At 62.4% G+C, this 18,006-nt stretch carries 17 protein-coding genes; 15 read left to right on the forward strand and 2 right to left on the reverse strand.

The features are described 5' to 3' along the window. Window positions 1-184 precede the first annotated feature (184 nt). On the reverse strand, window positions 185-574 hold the full coding sequence (locus AC07UR_RS31075) for a hypothetical protein (RefSeq protein WP_209792691.1): 390 nt from the start codon (window positions 572-574) through the stop codon (window positions 185-187). Window positions 575-983: 409 nt separating this feature from the next. Here AC07UR_RS31075 and AC07UR_RS31080 point away from each other — a divergent pair, with 409 nt between their 5' ends. The 5 genes from AC07UR_RS31080 (at window position 984) to AC07UR_RS31100 (ending at window position 6,840) form a co-directional block, all read left to right on the forward strand. After that, window positions 984-3,107, forward strand: coding sequence for a TonB-dependent receptor (locus tag AC07UR_RS31080; protein ID WP_234942057.1), 2,124 nt, complete (start codon window positions 984-986; stop codon window positions 3,105-3,107). Window positions 3,108-3,123: 16 nt separating this feature from the next. Continuing rightward, window positions 3,124-4,107 (forward strand): ABC transporter substrate-binding protein, encoded by a 984-nt coding sequence (locus tag AC07UR_RS31085; protein ID WP_209792689.1) that lies wholly within the window; start codon window positions 3,124-3,126, stop codon window positions 4,105-4,107. 167 nt (window positions 4,108-4,274) lie between these two features. Then, the gene (locus AC07UR_RS31090) at window positions 4,275-4,922 is read left to right on the forward strand and encodes an ABC transporter permease (RefSeq protein WP_234942050.1); all 648 of its coding nucleotides are present in this window, start codon (window positions 4,275-4,277) and stop codon (window positions 4,920-4,922) included. Next, on the forward strand, window positions 4,919-5,659 hold the full coding sequence (locus AC07UR_RS31095; RefSeq protein WP_209792688.1) for an ABC transporter ATP-binding protein: 741 nt from the start codon (window positions 4,919-4,921) through the stop codon (window positions 5,657-5,659). The genes AC07UR_RS31090 and AC07UR_RS31095 overlap by 4 nt, the downstream gene beginning before the upstream one ends. Beyond that, a complete protein-coding gene (locus AC07UR_RS31100) occupies window positions 5,656-6,840 on the forward strand; it encodes an NnrS family protein (RefSeq protein WP_209792687.1) in 1,185 nt (394 codons plus the stop codon). Before AC07UR_RS31095 ends, AC07UR_RS31100 begins: the two co-directional genes overlap by 4 nt. A 31-nt stretch (window positions 6,841-6,871) precedes the next feature. Here AC07UR_RS31100 and AC07UR_RS31105 read toward each other — a convergent pair whose 3' ends face one another. After that, a complete protein-coding gene (locus AC07UR_RS31105) occupies window positions 6,872-7,279 on the reverse strand; it encodes a group III truncated hemoglobin (RefSeq protein ID WP_173422415.1) in 408 nt (135 codons plus the stop codon). A gap of 236 nt (window positions 7,280-7,515) precedes the next feature. Between AC07UR_RS31105 and AC07UR_RS31110 the strand changes: the two genes are divergently transcribed. From AC07UR_RS31110 to AC07UR_RS31155, 10 genes are all read left to right on the forward strand, one after another. Further along, window positions 7,516-7,725, forward strand: coding sequence for a hypothetical protein (locus tag AC07UR_RS31110; protein ID WP_173422414.1), 210 nt, complete (start codon window positions 7,516-7,518; stop codon window positions 7,723-7,725). Next, window positions 7,719-8,039, forward strand: coding sequence for a DUF6522 family protein (locus tag AC07UR_RS31115; protein WP_209792685.1), 321 nt, complete (start codon window positions 7,719-7,721; stop codon window positions 8,037-8,039). The genes AC07UR_RS31110 and AC07UR_RS31115 overlap by 7 nt, the downstream gene beginning before the upstream one ends. Window positions 8,040-8,216: 177 nt before the next feature. Beyond that, the gene (gene ric / locus AC07UR_RS31120; RefSeq protein WP_209792683.1) at window positions 8,217-8,888 is read left to right on the forward strand and encodes an iron-sulfur cluster repair di-iron protein; all 672 of its coding nucleotides are present in this window, start codon (window positions 8,217-8,219) and stop codon (window positions 8,886-8,888) included. 472 nt (window positions 8,889-9,360) lie between these two features. Beyond that, window positions 9,361-11,517, forward strand: a complete 2,157-nt coding sequence (locus AC07UR_RS31125) for a NosR/NirI family protein (protein ID WP_209792682.1) — start codon at window positions 9,361-9,363, stop codon at window positions 11,515-11,517. Between the two features lie 35 nt (window positions 11,518-11,552). Then, window positions 11,553-13,481, forward strand: coding sequence for a TAT-dependent nitrous-oxide reductase (gene nosZ / locus AC07UR_RS31130; RefSeq protein ID WP_173422410.1), 1,929 nt, complete (start codon window positions 11,553-11,555; stop codon window positions 13,479-13,481). Between the two features lie 3 nt (window positions 13,482-13,484). Continuing rightward, the gene (locus tag AC07UR_RS31135; RefSeq protein WP_209792681.1) at window positions 13,485-14,813 is read left to right on the forward strand and encodes a nitrous oxide reductase family maturation protein NosD; all 1,329 of its coding nucleotides are present in this window, start codon (window positions 13,485-13,487) and stop codon (window positions 14,811-14,813) included. Beyond that, window positions 14,779-15,678 carry an ABC transporter ATP-binding protein gene (locus AC07UR_RS31140; RefSeq protein WP_209792680.1) on the forward strand — a complete coding sequence of 300 codons (900 nt, stop codon included), beginning with the start codon at window positions 14,779-14,781 and terminating at the stop codon, window positions 15,676-15,678. Before AC07UR_RS31135 ends, AC07UR_RS31140 begins: the two co-directional genes overlap by 35 nt. Continuing rightward, the gene (locus AC07UR_RS31145) at window positions 15,675-16,496 is read left to right on the forward strand and encodes an ABC transporter permease (RefSeq protein ID WP_209792679.1); all 822 of its coding nucleotides are present in this window, start codon (window positions 15,675-15,677) and stop codon (window positions 16,494-16,496) included. The genes AC07UR_RS31140 and AC07UR_RS31145 overlap by 4 nt, the downstream gene beginning before the upstream one ends. Continuing rightward, window positions 16,493-17,074: a nitrous oxide reductase accessory protein NosL gene (locus AC07UR_RS31150; protein WP_209792678.1), complete on the forward strand. Its 582-nt coding sequence runs from the start codon at window positions 16,493-16,495 to the stop codon at window positions 17,072-17,074. The genes AC07UR_RS31145 and AC07UR_RS31150 overlap by 4 nt, the downstream gene beginning before the upstream one ends. A gap of 4 nt (window positions 17,075-17,078) precedes the next feature. Next, window positions 17,079-17,996 carry an FAD:protein FMN transferase gene (locus AC07UR_RS31155; protein ID WP_209792676.1) on the forward strand — a complete coding sequence of 306 codons (918 nt, stop codon included), beginning with the start codon at window positions 17,079-17,081 and terminating at the stop codon, window positions 17,994-17,996. The last annotated feature ends 10 nt before the right edge of the window (window positions 17,997-18,006 follow it).

An 18,006-nucleotide genomic window follows, 5' to 3' on the forward strand; every position in this document is an offset into this window, starting at 1 on the left:
CAATGACTGATTGGGTGCGGGGAGCGACAGCGTGCTCAGCCGCAAGCGTATGGCGCGGATCGTGCAGGGGGCGGTGTTACATCAGCCTGGATTGTGATGCCGGCTTCTGGTTCGCCACCGGGCGTTTGCGGGCAAATCGCTCTATCGTTAATCCATCGCAGCGACGACGAAGCGTCTCGGCTGATCAAGCGATGGTTAGCGGTGGAGGGCCTCGAGCGGACACGCTATACGCCAGCAATTGCGGCCCGAGCGTCCGGTAGATGCCGATAAATGGGGGAGTGGCTTCCCGGAACGAAACCGGCGCGCCGATCGTGTCGGCTGGGTCGGGAAGCAATGTGTTTGCGGCCAACCGGCATGTTTCGCATCCGGTTGCAGGTTTGGACTTGTGATCCTCACCGGTGCCCAGGCATTGATCCGGCATTGAGCCGTCGGGCAGCATATAGCTTGCTTCGGCCGTGGCCTGTGAAGGCAGGTCGGCGCGCGGCGGCGCATTGTGGATGAGACCGATCGAGATCAGCGTCAGAACGCACAGGATGCGCAGGGACATCGCCCAAATGCCACCAATCCGTTTCAAGGCGCAACTCCCCGATTCGATCCCTTGTTCGATTGGATGTTAAGCCATCCTTTCCGTTCTGATTTGCGCCAGGTCAAAGTTCGTTGGATATTATCGTTGCCAACCAGCTGTTGACGGACCGGCATGACCCGGCAGGCTTTCGCAAAGCCGTGCCGCAACCGCGCCAGCATGCACGGCGAAATCCACGGTCATGCCAACTCCATCGGCGTCCCATCGCCGTATCAAGGACGGATCGGAGATTTTGGAACCGAACACGGATGGCGCCGATAAAACCTTCAAGTTTTAGTCATCTTATCGGCATTGTTTGCGCTGGCGCAAAGTCGGTCATCGGGTGATCGCCGATATCCCTTTCAACATCAGGGGTTGAAAGGACAGGGGCATGCAAAGGGTTGGCTGGCAAGCTTTAGTGATGGGCGGTGCGTTGGCGACGGGTGTGTCAAACCTCGCGTTGGCACAATCGGCGACGCCAGGCGCCACAACGACGTTGCAAACCATAACCGTGACTGGCAGCAGGTGGGCGAATACGGCCGATGAAGCGGCGCGTCGACTGCAGGCTCTGCCTGGGGGCGTGGCGTCAGTCGACGTTGACGCGACGCCCGCGCCTGCAATACCGACCGTTGCCCAGGCGCTGGAGGCCGTGCCCGGCGTGGTGGTCCAGCGGTTTTTTGGCGGCAATGATCAGCCGCGCATCCAGATCCGGGGTTCGGGGCTTCAGCAGAACCCGGTCGAACGCGGCATTCTCGTGCTCAAGGACGGACTTGCGATCAATCGCGCCGACGGATCTTACATCGTTGGTCTTGCAAATCCTGGCGAAGCCAGCCTGATCGAGGTCTATCGCGGCTACCTTGCCAATCGCCTCGGCGCGAGCGTGCTCGGCGGCGCGATGAATTTTGTTTCGCCCATCGATGACGAAACCGTGCTTGCCACCGGTGGTGGAAGTTTCGGGCGTGCGGACGCATCGGCGCGAACAGGTTTCGATGGCGAGCGCTTCGCCGCAGGCATTTATGCCGATATCAGCCGCCGTGACGGGTTCCGCGTCTATAACGGCTCGCAGCGTGTCTCCTTAGGCGGCGCGGTTGAGCTGGAGCTTTCCGATACCGTTTCGACGCGGCTCTTCGCTGGCTACACCGACCTATCCTTCGACGTCGCGGGGCCACTGAACCGCGAGGCGCTCAATGCGGATCCGCGGCAGGTTTCTTCCGGCCCGCCGTCAAGCATAGGGCCGAATGTCTTGCGCGACCGGCCGCGACGCGAAGCCAGCCAGTTTCTCATCGGTTCGCGCACCTCGATCGTGCTCGAAGAACACCTGTTCGATATCGGGCTCGGATATACCTACACCAGGGATATGTTCCGCTTTCCGATCTCGAGCGGTGTGCGCAACACGGATGGCGGAGATCTGACCGCGCAACTCCGGTATGCCTATCAGCCGGACGAGATTGCAGCGCTGCCTCTGTTCGAAGCCACCGCGCAATATGTGGTTGGATCATCCGATCGAACCTATGCGATCAACCGCAACGGCACGGCGGGCGCGCTCTTTGGCACGAACGACCTGGATGCCTCGACGCTATCGCTGACCGGCGGCTTCAACATACCGCTGTCAGACGCTGTAACGCTTTCTCCGTCGCTGTCCTACACCTACGCCACGAGGGACAATGACGATCAATGGTCCGCGGCGTCGCGTCCAAGGCTCGCCTTCGGTCCCGGTGGAGCGGTGAACTCCACCGTTCCGGCGGTGGACACGAGCTACGGGCGGGATTATGGCGGCTGGAGCCCGGCGCTGGCGGTAAGCTGGCGGCCGAACGAAGATCAGATGTTGTTCGCGGCACTCAGCCGCAGCTTCGAGCCGCCGACGCATGACGATCTTCTGGGCACGACCGGCGGCACGCCCAACGCGTCGCCCAGCGGTTTCTCGACGCCTGACCTGGATGCTCAGACGGCCACCACCCTGGAGGCCGGGTGGCGCGGCCAGCAGGGGGCATGGTCCTTCGACGCTGTGACCTATTACTCCTGGGTGCATGATGAATTGCTGAGCCTGCGCGATGAAAGCGGCTCGCTGCTCGCGGCGTTCAACGCTGATAGGACCACCCATTTCGGTGTGGAATTCGGGCTTTCCCGGCCGATCACCGACAAATGGAGCGCGCGTCTTGCCTATACCTACCAGGACTTCCGCTTTGATGATGATCCGCTGCGGGGTGACAACAGGCTTGCGGGCGCACCTCGCCAGGTCGTGCATGCAAGCCTTCAATACGCGGCGAACGAAGACTGGGATCTGATCGCAGCACTGCAATGGGTCCCGTCGAAAACGCCCGTCGACAACATGAACACCGTCTATGCCGATCCCTATGCGGTCGTCGACCTTAGGACTGAGTACCGCGTCAATGACGTCTTCTCGTTCTACGGCGAAATCACCAACCTCTTCGACAAGACCTACGCGTCGTCAACCCTGATCGTCGATCAGGCGAGCGCCAACCAGGCGGTCTACTTGCCAGGCGATGGTCGCGGCTTTTACGCCGGTCTCAAGGCGCGCTTCTAGCACAAGGAAAACACCGATGGTTGTTCTTACCCGCCGCAAGACATTGGCCGGCCTGTCCGTCATGGCGCTTTCGGGCCTCGGTGCGCCGTCGATCGTGCGCGCCCGCGACGTGCTGACGATTTACGGCCCACCGGCTGCGCCAAGTGCGGTGCTGGCGCATGCGATCAAAACAGGCCTGCTTGCCGATGTCATGCCGGGTGCCGTCTTTAAGGCGTGGAAATCGCCTGATGAAATGCGTGCCGCGGTGGCGTCGGGCAACATGGGTGCCGTGGTGATGCCGAGCTACGGCGCCGCAAACCTGCGCAACCGCGGCCTGGACATAGGCCTGCTCAACATTCTCAGCAATGGCCTGCTCTACATCGTCTCCAAGGACGAGACGCTGACGACGCTCGAACGCTTGAGAGGCAAGTCTCTCGCGCTTCCGTTTCGAAACGACATGCCGGATCTCGTCATCGGCCGGCTCGTTCAGGAGGCGGGGATGGAGCCATCGGCGATCCGTCTGGAATATGCGGCGACACCGCCCGAGGCCGTTCAACTGCTCCTGACCGGCCGGGTGGATGCAGCGCTGCTCAGCGAACCGGCGGCGACCGGGGTGATCCTGAAGGCCAAATCCCTGTTCATGGATGTGCACCGGGTGATCGACGTCCAACAGGAATGGGCGAAGTTTTCGGGAAAGCCAGCCATTCCTCAGGCAGGCCTGGCATTGACACGTGAGATGTGCGACCGGATCGGTCCGTCAGGGGTGGAAGGGCTTCAATTGGCCCTGGAAAAGGCACTTGAGCAAGTGCTTGCCGATCCGCTGACGGCCACCGCCAGCGCTTCGGAAGCCCTGGGCTTCCCGCCCGAGATCATCGCTGCGTCCTTTCCCACAAGCCATCTGGTTGCTTCCCGCGCACGCGCGGCGCGACCGGATCTGGAGCATTTCTACGAAATTCTTGCGCAGACCAACCCCGCGATCATCGGCGGAAGGCTGCCAGACGACGGTTTCTATCTGCTGTGACCCTGCGCACAAACTGCCTTGCGGCCGGGAGCTGGCTTGGACGGTACCTCTGGTCCGCTTGGGCCGGCGCTGCCGGGATCTGCTGTTTTCTCGCCGCGTGGCAGGCCGGTCACGAGATCTATGGCTCTTTCATTCTCCCGTCTCCATTGGAAACGGTTTCGGCGATCATGCGGATTGCAGAGGATCCGCTGTCTCCATCCATTATCGCGCAGAGTGCCGGGCGCGCGCTGACAGGCTTCGCACTGGCGGCGGTTTTCGGAACCGCTCTCGGTCTTGCCGCCGGTTACTCCTTCGCGGCGATGCGACTGCTGAAGCCCGTTGTTACCGTCATGCTCGGGGTTCCGCCGATCGGGTGGATCGTGCTGGCGCTGATCTGGTTCGGCTCATCCGGTGGCACCGCCGTCATGACCGTGCTCATCGCCTCGCTGCCGGTCTCCTTTGCCGGCGCGCTTGAGGGCGTGGCCAAGCGTGACCGCCAGCTGGAGGTCATGGCTAAGGCGTTCGGTGCGTCTCGCTTCTACCAGCTGCGCACGGTCACGGGGCCGCATGTCCTTTCCTATCTGTTTCCCGCCTGGACAACGACTGCCGGCAGTGCCTGGAAGGTGACTGTCATGGCCGAGCTGTTGTCGAACTCCGGCGGGATTGGAGGCGCGCTGGCGGAGGCTCGCGCGCTCTTCGACATTCCACAGGTCACGGCCTGGCTGGCGATCACCGTGGTGCTCGCACTTCTGACGGACTATGGCTTCCTGCATCTGCTGCGCGAAGCACTGGAGCGGTGGCGCGCCGCCGGTTTGCCCTGGGGGGTGAAGCGATGAAGCTGACGATGAGCCGCGTCGGACATGCATTTCTCGGACGCACGGTGTTTGAGAATTTCGATCTGTCGATCGACGGCGGAGAGATCGTAGGCCTGCTTGGCCCCTCGGGATGTGGCAAGACCACGCTTCTCCAGATTGCCGCCGGCATCGTCGAGCCGGCGAAGGGAAGGGTCGTGCGGACCTATCGGCGGCATGCGGTCGTGTTCCAGGAACCGCGCTTGCTGCCCTGGCTGACCTTGCTCGACAACATCGCTTACGGGCTGGCCGCTGATGGCGTGCGTTTGTCCGAGCGACGCAAACGAGCAGGCGAATTTGCGCTCGGTGTTGGGCTTCGCGAGACGGATTTCGGCAAGTATCCCTCGGAGCTTTCTGGCGGAATGCGCCAGCGGGCCGGTGTTGCCCGGGCGCTCGCGGTCTCTCCCGACATGATGTTTCTCGACGAGCCGTTCAGCGCGGTCGATGTCGGGCTGAGGCGACTTCTTCAGGACCAGATCATGACGGCTGCGCGCCAGCAGGGTTTCGGCGCTCTTTTCGTCACCCACGACCTCGCAGAAGCATTGCGCATCTGCGATCGCCTGCTCGTGTTGTCGGCCAGGGATGGATCCGTTCTCACGCACAAGACCATCGAGGGCCGGCCGGGCGAGCGCTCCGATCTCGAAATCTTCCATCGCCTGACCCAATGGACACAGGATCGGGACTTCGCCGAGCTTTTTTCTGCCGAGGAAAGATCGACATGAAGACGGCGCCTGTATTGAAAGAGGCATTGCGCCTTTTCTTCCCGCTTGCGGCCGCGCACGGCGCGTTATGGCCAGTGCTATGGGTCATCGTCGACGCCTACGACCTGCCGCTTGCAACCAGCATTCCTTCGTCGCAATGGCACGCGCACGAGATGCTCTTTGGGACTTACGGCATGGCTTTGGCGGGCTTTCTCGCATCGGCGGTGCCGGAATGGACGGATACGAACCCGACAAGGTCCCGCGCCCTTGTCATGTTTGCGCTACTCTGGCTGCCAGGACGTATCGTCGGTGTTGTCGGGTGGGATGCTCTAAGTCTGTTTGCCGGATTGACGGACATGGTGTTCTACTGTGCGCTTCTGGTCGTGATCATCAGGCCGATGATCGCCCGCCGAACCACCAATCATCTGTCGTTCGTGTTCTGGCTCAGCGCATTCGTGTTTGCCGAGGCGGGTATCCGTATCGCGTGGTTTCTGGGTGAGTACGAGCTTTCTGCGCGGTTTATCGATGCTGCGCTGTCCATTTTCGTGGTGTTCTTTTCCCTTTCGGCCGCGCGCATCAGCGTCGTCGTCATCAACCTCGCCCTGGACCCGACGGGGGCAAGCTCGCCCTACCGTCCGCATCCGGGTCGCCGGCATGCGGCAAGCGCCATGGTGTCGGCCTACATCGTTTTGTCATTGCTTCTTCCCCACTCCCTCGTGCCGGGCTGGATCGCCTTGGCAGCGGGAGCGGCCTTTTTCGATCGGCTGGCCGAGTGGTTCATCGGTCGCGCCGTGCTCAAGCCAGAGGTGCTGACGCTTGCAGTGGCCAATATGTTCGGGGGCCTGGGGTTTCTTGCGCTGGGCGCTGCGCGCCTGGGTGCGGATGTGCCCGCACTTGCGGGATTGCACCTGCTCGGCGTCGGCACACTCGGGCTTGCCGTCATCGCAGTCTTCATCGTCGCAGGGCTGCGCCATACTGGCCGGGATCTCGTCGCCTTGCCGTGGCAAGCCTATGTCTCAATTGGGCTTGTGGCCGCGTCGGCCGTCCTGAGGGTTCTGCCGGAGTTCGGCTTTGTACCGGAATTCTACGGCGCCCATCATGCGGCAAGCGCCATTCTGTGGTCGGCCGCCTTCGCCATATGGCTGCAGGGCTTTGTTCCATTCCTGGTTCGGCCGGGCCTGGCGGACGGCGCCTGCCGGTAAGCTGGCGGAAACGTCGTTGAAAATGTCCAATCTACAGGTGCCTCGTGGGCAGCTTGAGTGCGTTCGGTCCGATGTTGAGACCGATCTGCAGACTCTCGGCGATCCGCCTTGCACGGTCGAGAAAGAAGTCTGCCGCCTCACCGGCGCAATGTTGGGAAACGGTTGCCTCGAACATTTTGAGCCAGTGCTCGAAGTGTTCGGGTGTAACGTCGAGGCCTTGGTGCACGACGTGAGGCTTGCCGCCATAGCGGCCCGTTTTCAGGGCGATGGACGACCAGAAGTCGACGAGCGTTGAAAGATGCAAATCCCAGTGTTCGCCGATGCGCGCGTTGAAGATAGGTCCAAGCACGGAGTCGCGACGGATACGGTCGTAGAAGTCGTGAACAATTGCCGTGATCAGGTCTTCGGATATGCTGGTTGGAAGCAGCGTCGCACCCATGATGTTTCCATCAACGTCTTCTGATGGTGCATTCCATAGGCCTCGAGAACGACGCTGTAAATCGGCGGACATGCGGCATGCTGTCGTAGCGGCGACACCGAGGTGAGACGTGGTGAACATCGAAAGCTTGCGTCAGCGCAACGAGGGCGTGTCGCTGCGAGCCTAACAAGGAACGGACAGGTACCCCGACGAACGTCCATCTGTTGGACGATCGAGCACAGCGGAGGATCAGCGTGATGATCGATATGGAAGTAAAAGATCCGACATTGTGCGATTGCACGGTCGAGGTCGCCGAACTGCTGGCGAGCATGCCAGCCGCCGGCGTCGGTGACGGTTCCTTGTTCGATCTTCTTGCCGTCCGCCTCGAGACATCACGTGACCGCCTCCACTGGACCGGACCCTTCGCGAACGAAAATGCGTTATCGGAAAGAGCTGTCCAATGCTGACATTGACAAGCCGGCGAATTCTGCGCGTCGACCGCGATGCCGGTGGCGATTTTTCTGTGCCGGCGGCAACGATGTCATCGGCGCTGCGTCTGCCGCCGACGGAGCTGCGGAGCCGCCTCAACCGTGGCGAAGTCAGGAGCCAGGTTGAGATCGGTCAGGGGGAGCACCTGGGAACATTCAGGCTGACGCTGCGGTGCGGCGGTCGCCTCTGGACGGCGACGGTGTCTGCCGACGGTACGGTGATCGACGAAGTCTTCTCGTTTGATCGAGAGCGCCTGGCCAACTGGCGCCGCCGCCACGGCAACGCCGGCTAGGATCCTTCGGCTGTTCAGATCGTCAGCGGTTGCGATCTCTCCTGATAGAAGTTGCGTTTCAACAAAGAACGATCAGTCAAAACGGCTCAGTTTCCCAACTGATCAGCGGGTCATGATCTTGTCCCGTCTTAACTTCGCTCGCGGTTGATCACCGCTTGAGACAGCAGGGAGAACACATTGACTGACTATAACCTGGATACTTCCGTCGGAGCGTTTGCATGCGAGCTTCCGGGGGCTGCCGAACTGCTCAGGCAGCACGGTATCAACTTTTGCTGCGGCGGCGAGGCGTCGCTTGCCGAGGCGGCGACAGATGCCGGGGTCGATGCGGTTCACTTGCTCGCGCGTCTCCAGGCGCTCGAGCTCGCGGCAAGGCGCGAAGCGCCGGCTGAGACCAGTGAGCTTATCGCTCATATCCTGGAGCGCTATCACCAGACGCACCGCAACGATTTGGAGTGGTTGATCCCGCTCGCCCAAAAGGTAGAACACGTTCACGGTTCGCATCGCTCGGCGCCGCTCGGCCTTGCAGAGGCGCTCGCCGAACTGAAGGATCACCTCCTTCCCCACATGGCGCGAGAAGAGCTCGCTCTGTTTCCCATGATGCGGCATGAGCCGGATCCGGATATCGGGCATTTGATCGCAGGCATGCGGGACGAGCATACAATCGAAAGTAGAAGTCTCGCCGTGATCGAGCATTTGACGCATGGCTTTGCGCTTCCGGGCGACGCATGTCGGTCCTGGACAGCTCTCTACATCGGCGTTGAAAAGTTCTGCGACGATCTTGTCACGCATATGCATCTGGAAAACGAGGTTCTGTTTCCTCGTTTTCCAGGCGTCGAAGCGGCCCAGTAGCCCGGTTCACCGACGGCAGTTCGGTTGGGAGGGTCTTCCCAACCGAACTACCCGGCAGTTTTTTTGTTTCTTCACTGGCAACGCCTAAGTCTCTGTTCAAATTCGTTAATCAACCCAATGCCTGGAGACGCCTGCATCGTGCGAAGGCGACGCCGTCAATGAGCCTCTCGGGCATGGCGGCGGCCAATCTCCATAGCCAACCGTGCAGCCGGCCATCCGCTTGCAGTCACAGTATCGTGGGCGGTTAGGAGACAAGCTCCACATCCCGCCTTCGAGTTCATCTCTTCTCGTGCAGTTACCGGCGAAGCGAGGAAAATCTTCCTCTGGTCGTCCTGAAGCGCGGTGCGCGCAATGAATTTTGCTTCGGTCTCCAACTTCGGCCTGACAAGCAGCGGTTGTTTGAGCCAGATCAACGACCATCCTTCACCAACGTTCCATTGGTCCTGCAACGATTTGCGGGAAACGCCCTGGAATGAAATTCGTCCGTCTTGTCCTTCTGTTCTGCGTCAGCCTGTGCAGCACCGTATCCGCCAGCGCGGCAACGGTGCTGCAGGAGTTTTTACCGGCCGCAACGGCCTCGGACATTGTGCCGGGGGCGGATGGCTTCGGCGCTGTGCGCGACGATCTCGCGGTGGCCCCGGTGCTGAAGGGCGGCCAGACGGTGGCTTGGGTCTTCATGACCTCGGATTTCGTCGGGACGACCGGCTACTCCGGCAAGCCGATCCACACCCTCGTGGCGGTGGACAAGGACGCGAAGATCGTCGGCGTCCGGCTGGTGAAACACTCGGAGCCCATCGTCCTCATCGGCATTCCGGATGCCAAGGTAAAAGCGCTCGTCGCCGGTTACGCCGGCCTCGATCTCGTCGCCGAGGCAAAATCCGGTGGCACGACCCATGAGGTCGATATTATCTCCGGCGCGACAGTGACGGTCATGGTCATCGACGATTCGATTGTCCGTTCCGGGCTCAAGGTCGCGCGAGCGCTCGGCCTCGGCGGGTTGGCGCCGGAAAAGGCCAATACCGGCCCGCGCTTCGAAATCGATCCTGCGGCCGCCGCGCCGTCCGACTGGACCAAGGCAGAGGGTGACGGCACGCTGCGTCGCCTGTCGCTCGACGTGGCGCAGGTCAATGCTGCTTTCGCGGGCCATCCCGATGAGCGCGCCCGTGAACGCGCCATTGCGCAAGCACCGGAAACCACGTTCATCGAGATGCAGGCAGCGCTGGTCTCGGCGCCCCCCATCGGCAGGGCGATTCTCGGGACAGCCGAGGAGAAGAACCTGGAGGCATGGCTCGGCGAGGGTGAGCACGCCATCGCGCTCGTGGGGCGCGGCCTCTATTCCTTCAAGGGCTCGGGCTATGTGCGCGGCGGCATCTTCGATCGCATCGTGCTGATCCAGGACGATGTTTCCGTTCGTTTTCGTGATCGCGACCATCGTCGGCTGGGAGCCATCGCGCTTTCCGGTGCGCCGGAATTCAACGAGATGGACCTGTTCCGCATCCCGGCAGGCCTCGGCTTCGACCCGACAAAACCCTTCCGCATCCAGCTCCTGGCGCAGCGTGAGGTCGGGCCGATCGAGAAGGTCTTCCATACATTCGACCTGGGCTATCAGCTTCCGCAGAAGTACCTGCGCGCCGTCGCGCCGCCGCCAAAGGAAGTCGCTGCCGTTGCCGACCGTGGCGAAGGGGCCGCTCAGGCCGATCTCTGGAAGCGCATCTGGGACGACTCGAAGCTGAAGATTGTGGTGCTCGGCGCCATGCTCGTTGTGCTGACGGGCGTGTTCTTCTTCCAGACCTATGCCGTCAGGAATGCGAAGGGGTTCTATATCTTCCGCATCATCTTCCTGACGGTGACGCTGGTTTTCCTCGGCTGGTACGCCAACGCGCAGCTTTCCGTCGTCAACCTGATGGCTCTGTTCGGGAGCTTCGTCAGCGGCTTCAGCTGGCAGGCTTTCCTGCTGGACCCGCTCACCTTCATCCTCTGGTTTGCCGTTGCCGCGGCACTCCTGTTCTGGGGACGGGGAGCTTATTGCGGCTGGCTCTGCCCCTTCGGCGCCCTACAGGAGCTGACCAACCAGATCGCGCGCAAGCTGCGCATTCCGCAATGGACGCTGCCCTGGGGCCTGCACGAACGGCTCTGGCCGATCAAATACATGATCTTCCTCGGTCTTTTCGGGGCATCGCTGATCAGTGTCGAGCAGGCCGAACATCTGGCCGAGATCGAACCGTTCAAGACTGCGATCATCCTGAAATTCATCCGCGCCTGGCCGTTTGTGGCCTATGCCGCAGCACTTCTCGTCGCCGGGCTCTTCGTCGAGCGGTTCTATTGCCGCTACCTGTGCCCGCTGGGTGCGGCGCTGGCGATCCCCGCGCGTATGCGCATGTTCGACTGGCTCAAGCGCTACCACGAATGCGGAAACCCCTGCCAGACCTGCGCCATCCAGTGTCCGGTGCAGGCGATCCATCGCACCGGCGAAATCAATCCGAACGAGTGCATCAACTGCCTGCACTGCCAGGTCCTCTATCAGTCCGAAAGCGTCTGCCCCGTCGTGATCAAGAAGATGAAGTCGCGGGCAAAGCTTGCGGCAAGCCCGGGCGGCGCGCCGCCCCCGCAACCCGCAGCCAAAGTTTAAACGAAGCCAAGGTTCAAACAAAAAGGAACCCGATCATGGAATCAAAGGAAAACAAGGGACTGAGCCGCCGGGCTCTCTTCAGCGCGACGGCAGGCAGCGCCATTCTGGCCGGCACGGTGGGGCCCGCCGCACTGGGCCTCGGAGCTGTCGGGCTGGCCACTCCGGCCCGTGCCGCGACAGGTGCCGACGGCTCGGTCGCACCGGGCAAGCTTGATGACTATTACGGCTTCTGGTCCTCGGGCCAGACCGGCGAAATGCGCATTCTCGGCATCCCCTCGATGCGCGAGCTGATGCGGGTTCCGGTGTTCAACCGTTGCTCGGCCACCGGCTGGGGCCAGACCAATGAATCGATCCACATCCACCAGCGCACGATGTCGGAGAAGACGAAAAAGCAGCTCGCCGCCAACGGCAAGAAAATCCACGACAACGGCGACCTGCACCACGTCCATATGTCCTTCACCGACGGCAAATATGACGGCCGCTACCTGTTCATGAACGACAAGGCCAACACGCGCGTGGCGCGGGTGCGCTGCGACGTGATGAAGACCGACGCCATCCTGGAGATCCCCAATGCCAAGGGTATCCACGGCATGCGTCCGCAGAAATGGCCGCGTTCGAACTATGTGTTCTGCAATGGCGAGGACGAAGCACCGCTCGTCAATGACGGCTCGACGATGACGGACGTGTCGACCTATGTGAACGTCTTCACCGCTGTCGATGCCGACAAATGGGATGTGGCCTGGCAGGTGAAGGTCTCGGGCAATCTCGACAATTGCGATGCCGACTACGAAGGCAAGTGGGCGTTCTCGACCAGCTACAACTCCGAAATGGGCATGACGCTGGAGGAGATGACCAAGTCCGAGATGGACCACGTCGTCGTCTTCAACATCGTCGAGATCGAGAAGGCCATTGCGGCCGGGCAGTATGAGGAGATCAACGGCGTCAAGGTGGTGGACGGGCGCAAGGAGGCCAAGTCCCTTTTCACCCGTTACATCCCGATCGCCAACAACCCGCACGGCTGCAACATGGCGCCGGACAAGAAGCATCTGTGTGTTGCCGGCAAGCTCTCGCCGACCGTCACCGTGCTCGACGTGACGAAGTTCGACGCCCTGTTCTACGACAATGCCGAGCCGCGCAGCGCGGTGGTGGCGGAGCCTGAACTGGGCCTCGGCCCGTTGCACACGGCCTTCGACGGACGCGGCAACGCCTACACGTCACTCTTCCTCGACAGCCAGGTGGTCAAGTGGAATATCGATGAGGCCATTCGCGCCTATGCTGGAGAAAAGATCAATCCGATCAAGGACAAGCTCGACGTTCAGTATCAGCCTGGCCACCTGAAGACGGTGATGGGCGAGACGCTGGACGCCACCAACGACTGGCTGGTGTGCCTGTGCAAATTCTCCAAGGACCGGTTCCTGAATGTCGGTCCGCTGAAGCCGGAAAACGATCAGCTGATCGACATTTCCGGCGACAAGATGGTGCTGGTGCACGACGGCCCGAACTTCGCCGAACCGCATGACGCCATCGCGGTCGCCCCCTCGGTCCTGCCGAACATCCGCTCGGTCTGGGATCGGAAGGACCCGTTGTGGGCCGAAACACGCAAGCAGGCCGAGGCCGATGGCGTCGACATCGACGAATGGACGGAGGCCGTGATCCGCGACGGCAACAAGGTTCGCGTCTACCTGACCTCGGTCGCGCCGAGCTTCAGCCAGCCAAGCTTCACGGTGAAGGAAGGCGATGAGGTCACGGTCATCGTCACCAATCTCGACGAGATCGATGACCTGACCCACGGTTTCACCATGGGCAATCACGGGGTTGCGATGGAGGTCGGGCCGCAGCAGACGAGCTCCGTCACCTTCGTCGCGGCCAATCCCGGCGTCTACTGGTACTATTGCCAGTGGTTCTGCCATGCGCTGCACATGGAAATGCGCGGACGCATGTTCGTGGAACCGAAGGGCGCCTGATCGATGCGTCTGTCCGTTCTCCTCATCGGCATCCTTATCGCCTCGCCGCTCGCAGCGGCGGAGCGCGCGGTCATGCCGGGTACGGGCAGCCTCGCAGCGGCGATTGCCGGAGCTCAGCCCGGCGATGTCCTGACACTGACCGACGGGGCCTATACTGGCCCCGTCACCATCGACCGGTCCCTCACGATTGTCGGTAACCGCGCGGCAATCGTGGATGGGCTCGGGCAGGGCAGCGTGGTGACGATCACCGCGCCGGACGTGACCTTGAAAGGGTTCACAGTCGCCGGCTCGGGCCGCGTGAACCAGGACCTCGACGCCGGTGTGAAAATCGTCCAAGGCGCCGACCGCGCCCGCGTCGAAAATCTGCTCGTCACCGACAATATGCACGGCATCGACGTCCATGGCGGTCGCAATGCCGTTATCGCGGCGAACGAGATCGTCGGCACGCGGAGCGCCCGTATGAACGAGCGGGGCAACGGCATCTATGTCTGGAACAGCCCGGGCACGCTGCTGGAAGGCAATACCATTCGCTACGGTCGCGACGGCATTTTTTCGAACGCCAGCGCCGACAGTGTTTATCGCGGCAACATCATGCGCGACCTGCGCTTCGCCGTGCACTTCATGTACACCCGCAACACCGAGGTCTCCGGCAATGTCTCGGTTGGAAATCATCTGGGCTTCGCCATCATGTTCTCCAACCGTGCCAAGATTCTGAACAATCTCAGTCTCGGTGACCGTGAGCACGGGCTGATGCTGAATTATGCCAACAATGCCGACGTGTCGGGCAATCTGGTACGTGGCGGTACGAAGAAATGCCTCTTCATCTACAACGCCCACAAGAACCTGATCTGGGGCAACCGTTTCGAGAACTGCGGCATCGGCATCCACTTCACCGCCGGCTCGGAGAAGAATGTGCTGACGGACAACGCCTTCATCGCCAACCGCGAGCAGGTGAAATATGTCGGCACCCGCAATATGGAATGGAGCCATGATGGCCGCGGCAATTTCTGGTCCGACCATCCGGCCTTCGATCTCAACGGCGACGGCATTGCGGATAGTTTCTACCGCCCCAACGACCTGGTGGACCAGATCCTCTGGTCGCAGCCGGCGGCAAGCCTGCTGATCGGCTCGCCCGCCGTGCAGATCGTACGCTGGAGCCAGAGGGACTTCCCCGCCACGCTGCCCGGAGGCGTGCGCGATAGCGCGCCGCTGATGCGCCCCCTGACCATCCCTGTCCCCCTCGAAATCCTGGGCCATGAGTCCGAGGCAGCCGGGCGCTGGACTGAAGGAAATTACGATGACACCGACGCTGACAATCTCCAGGCTCACTAAGCGCTTCCAATCCGTGGAAGCGCTGAAGTCCGTCTCCCTGACGCTGGAGCCGGGACGGCGCGCGGCGCTGCTCGGCCATAACGGCGCAGGCAAATCGACGATGATGAAGATCGTGCTTGGTCTCATCCCCTTCGACAGCGGCGAGGTCTCGGTCTGCGGCACAGCGCCCGGTTCGCCCGCGGCGCGGACGCAAGTGGCGTATCTGCCGGAAAATGCCGCCTTTCACCCGGCCCTGACCGGTGAGGAGCAGCTTCGCCACTATCTCGCGCTGCGCGGTGAAAACCCGCGGCAGGCGATAGAGCTTCTTGCACGGGTCGGGCTCGCCCATGCCGCCCGGCGGCGGATCGGCACCTATTCCAAAGGCATGCGCCAGCGTGTGGGGTTGGCTCAGACGCTGATCGGTCGCCCACGCCTCCTGGTTCTGGACGAACCAACCTCGGGCCTCGACCCGGTGTCGCGACGGGACTTCTATGATCTGCTCGACGGGTTGGCCGCAGAGGGAACCGCCATCCTGCTCTCTTCCCACGTGTTGACCGAGGTGGAGGCACGCACTGATCGCATCCTCATCCTTTCCGGCGGGGAACTCGTGGCGGAAGGTACGCTTGCCGATCTTCGGGCGCGCGCAGCGCTTCCGGTCGCCTTTTCCGTTCGTGCCGCGCCCGGCCATGCGGCAGGGCTGGCGGCAACCTTTCCCGAAGGCACGCCGGGCACGGACGGTCTCGTGCGCCTTTGCTGCTCGCAATCGGAAAAACTGCCGCTTCTTGCCCGTATCGCAGCCCTTGGGAACGCCGTTATCGATCTCGATGTGATCCCGCCCAGCCTCGAGGATATCTACAGCCATTTCAGTCGGAGGGACGGGCAATGAACCGCATCCTTGCCACCGCCACGAGCGAGTTCCGCATCGCTTTTCGCAATCGTTGGGTCTCTATCGCCACTGGCATGATGGTGCTGTTCGCTCTGGTGCTGGCCGCCGCCGGCTCGGCCCCGACGGGCGATGTCGGCGTTGACCGGCTCTCGGTCACGGTCGCCTCGCTCACTTCGCTTGCGGTCTATCTCGTTCCGCTGCTGGCATTGCTGATGAGTTTCGACGCGGTGGCGGGCGAGGTGGAGCGCGGCACGCTTCCGCTTCTGCTCACCTATCCCGTCTCGCGCCTGCAGATCCTGCTCGGCAAGCTGCTGGCGCATCTCGCAATCCTCGGCCTTGCCGTGACGCTCGGTTACGGTACGGCGGCCTTGGTCGCTGTCTGGTCCGATCCGGAAGCCGTCAACGGGTTCGGCGCGTTATGGCGGCTGATCTGGTCCTCGGTCCTGCTCGGCGCGACATTCCTTGGCACGGGTTATGCGCTATCGGCGCTGGCGCGGCGGCCGTCGGGGGCAGCGGGGCTGGCCATCGCCCTATGGCTGGTGGCGGTGGTCCTCTACGACCTCGCCCTGTTGGCGCTGATCGTTACGGATCGCGGTGGGGCCTTCACCACACAGGCATTGCCCGTCGCTTTGCTCGCCAACCCGGCCGACGCCTTTCGCGTCTTCAATCTTTCGGCCGCACAAGCCGTTGCTGCCGCCGGCGGCCTAGGTGGGGCTGCGGGCGCGATTCCGCTCTGGCAATCGGCAGCTTCCCTTTTCTTCTGGCCGCTTGCCGCCATTGCGCTAGCTGCCGCAGCCTTCCGGAGGGTGACGCCATGAGGAGCCGACTTCGCTTCGTCCTGCTCGCTGCCGGGCTGGCGCTGCTTGCCGCCTGCAAGGAGGACGTTGTCCAGAGCATTGCGCCCCTGGACATGACGCCCGAGACCCTCGGACATTACTGCCAGATGAACCTTCTGGAGCATCCCGGGCCGAAGGCCCAGATCTTTCTTGAAGGAAACCCGGCGCCGCTTTTCTTCAGCCAGGTGCGCGACGCTATCGCCTACGCTCGCGGGCCGGAGCAGATTGCGCCGATCCTCGCCATCTACGTCAATGATATGGGGGCCGCAGGGGCGACGTGGGATCAGCCCGGTGACGGCAACTGGATTGTCGCCGGCAAGGCCTTCTACGTCGTTGGCTCCACCCGGCGAGGTGGCATGGGCGCGCCCGAAGCCGTGCCCTTTTCGAACCGCGATGCGGCGGCGGCTTTCTCCCTTGCTGAGGGCGGTAAGGTGCTGGCGCTTGCCGATATCACCGATGCCATGGTTCTGACCCCGGTGGAGACCGGCTCGGAACAGGGTGCGGGCGACGACGATTATCTCGGCCGTCTACGTGCACTGCCCCATCCAGCCGGAGGTTGATCCCATGATGCTGACCCGACGCCGCCTGATCGCAATTTCCGCAGTCCTGGCAACTGTGCCCGCTGTCGCCCACGCCAAATCGGCAGCCCGCTTCTGGACGGGCCAGGCTCTTGGCGCGCGCGCCTCTATCCGGATTGATCACCCTGATGCTGACGCCATCGTCACGCGCGTCATGGCCGAGATCGATCGCCTGGAAACCATCCTCAGTCTCTATCGTCCAGAAAGCGCGCTTTCACGGCTGAACCGCGATGGTCACCTTGATGCCCCACCCTTCGAGCTGCTGGAATGTCTGTCACTGGCCGGTGCCGTGCATCGGGCGAGTGGCGGGCGGTTCGATCCGACGATACAGCCGCTCTGGAAGCTCTGGGCTGAATCCGCCGCAAATGGGAAGCGGCCTGATGCGAAGGCCGTCGAACGTGCGCGAGCCGATACCGGCTGGGGCAAGGTGAGGCTTGAAGCTGCAGCGGTCACCCTGAGCCCGGACATGGCGCTGACGCTGAACGGCATCGGTCAAGGCTATGTCGCAGACCGGATCGCCGTCCTTCTGGATGCTGAGGGCCTGACAGACATCCTGATCGACACCGGCGAGTTCCGTGCGCTCGGGGGACAGCCAGGGGGCGGCGAATGGCCGGTGCGATTGGAGACGGGGGAGCGCCTGGCGTTACGCCAGCGCGCACTGGCCACGTCAGCGCCGCTCGGTACAACCTTTGATCAGGCCGGAAGAGACGGTCATATTCTCGATCCCGCGACCGGGATGCCCGCGCCCGCCAACTGGCGCTCCGTCTCGATCTCTGCCCCTTCCGCCGCCATGGCCGACGCACTCGCGACAGCCGCTTGCCTCTTGCCGGATGAAGGATCGATCCTCGCTATGATCGGGCGTTTTGAGGGCGCGCGCTTGGAAGGGATATCTCGTGTCTTCTGATGCGCTGCCG

This window comes from Ensifer sp. GW821-FHT05G01 (assembly GCF_059419585.1).

What these genes read in the sequence shown, in the direction of transcription:
- AC07UR_RS31080 (WP_234942057.1), top strand. Translation starts at nt 984, where the DNA reads ATGGGCGGTGCGTTGGCGACGGGTGTGTCAAACCTCGCGTTGGCACAA.
- AC07UR_RS31085 (WP_209792689.1), top strand. Translation starts at nt 3,124, where the DNA reads ATGGTTGTTCTTACCCGCCGCAAGACATTGGCCGGCCTGTCCGTCATG.
- AC07UR_RS31090 (WP_234942050.1), top strand. Translation starts at nt 4,275, where the DNA reads ATGCGGATTGCAGAGGATCCGCTGTCTCCATCCATTATCGCGCAGAGT.
- AC07UR_RS31095 (WP_209792688.1), top strand. Translation starts at nt 4,919, where the DNA reads ATGAAGCTGACGATGAGCCGCGTCGGACATGCATTTCTCGGACGCACG.
- AC07UR_RS31100 (WP_209792687.1), top strand. Translation starts at nt 5,656, where the DNA reads ATGAAGACGGCGCCTGTATTGAAAGAGGCATTGCGCCTTTTCTTCCCG.
- AC07UR_RS31105 (WP_173422415.1), bottom strand. Translation starts at nt 7,279, where the DNA reads ATGGGTGCGACGCTGCTTCCAACCAGCATATCCGAAGACCTGATCACG.
- AC07UR_RS31110 (WP_173422414.1), top strand. Translation starts at nt 7,516, where the DNA reads ATGATCGATATGGAAGTAAAAGATCCGACATTGTGCGATTGCACGGTC.
- AC07UR_RS31115 (WP_209792685.1), top strand. Translation starts at nt 7,719, where the DNA reads ATGCTGACATTGACAAGCCGGCGAATTCTGCGCGTCGACCGCGATGCC.
- AC07UR_RS31125 (WP_209792682.1), top strand. Translation starts at nt 9,361, where the DNA reads ATGAAATTCGTCCGTCTTGTCCTTCTGTTCTGCGTCAGCCTGTGCAGC.
- nosZ (WP_173422410.1), top strand. Translation starts at nt 11,553, where the DNA reads ATGGAATCAAAGGAAAACAAGGGACTGAGCCGCCGGGCTCTCTTCAGC.
- AC07UR_RS31135 (WP_209792681.1), top strand. Translation starts at nt 13,485, where the DNA reads ATGCGTCTGTCCGTTCTCCTCATCGGCATCCTTATCGCCTCGCCGCTC.
- AC07UR_RS31140 (WP_209792680.1), top strand. Translation starts at nt 14,779, where the DNA reads ATGACACCGACGCTGACAATCTCCAGGCTCACTAAGCGCTTCCAATCC.
- AC07UR_RS31145 (WP_209792679.1), top strand. Translation starts at nt 15,675, where the DNA reads ATGAACCGCATCCTTGCCACCGCCACGAGCGAGTTCCGCATCGCTTTT.
- AC07UR_RS31150 (WP_209792678.1), top strand. Translation starts at nt 16,493, where the DNA reads ATGAGGAGCCGACTTCGCTTCGTCCTGCTCGCTGCCGGGCTGGCGCTG.
- AC07UR_RS31155 (WP_209792676.1), top strand. Translation starts at nt 17,079, where the DNA reads ATGATGCTGACCCGACGCCGCCTGATCGCAATTTCCGCAGTCCTGGCA.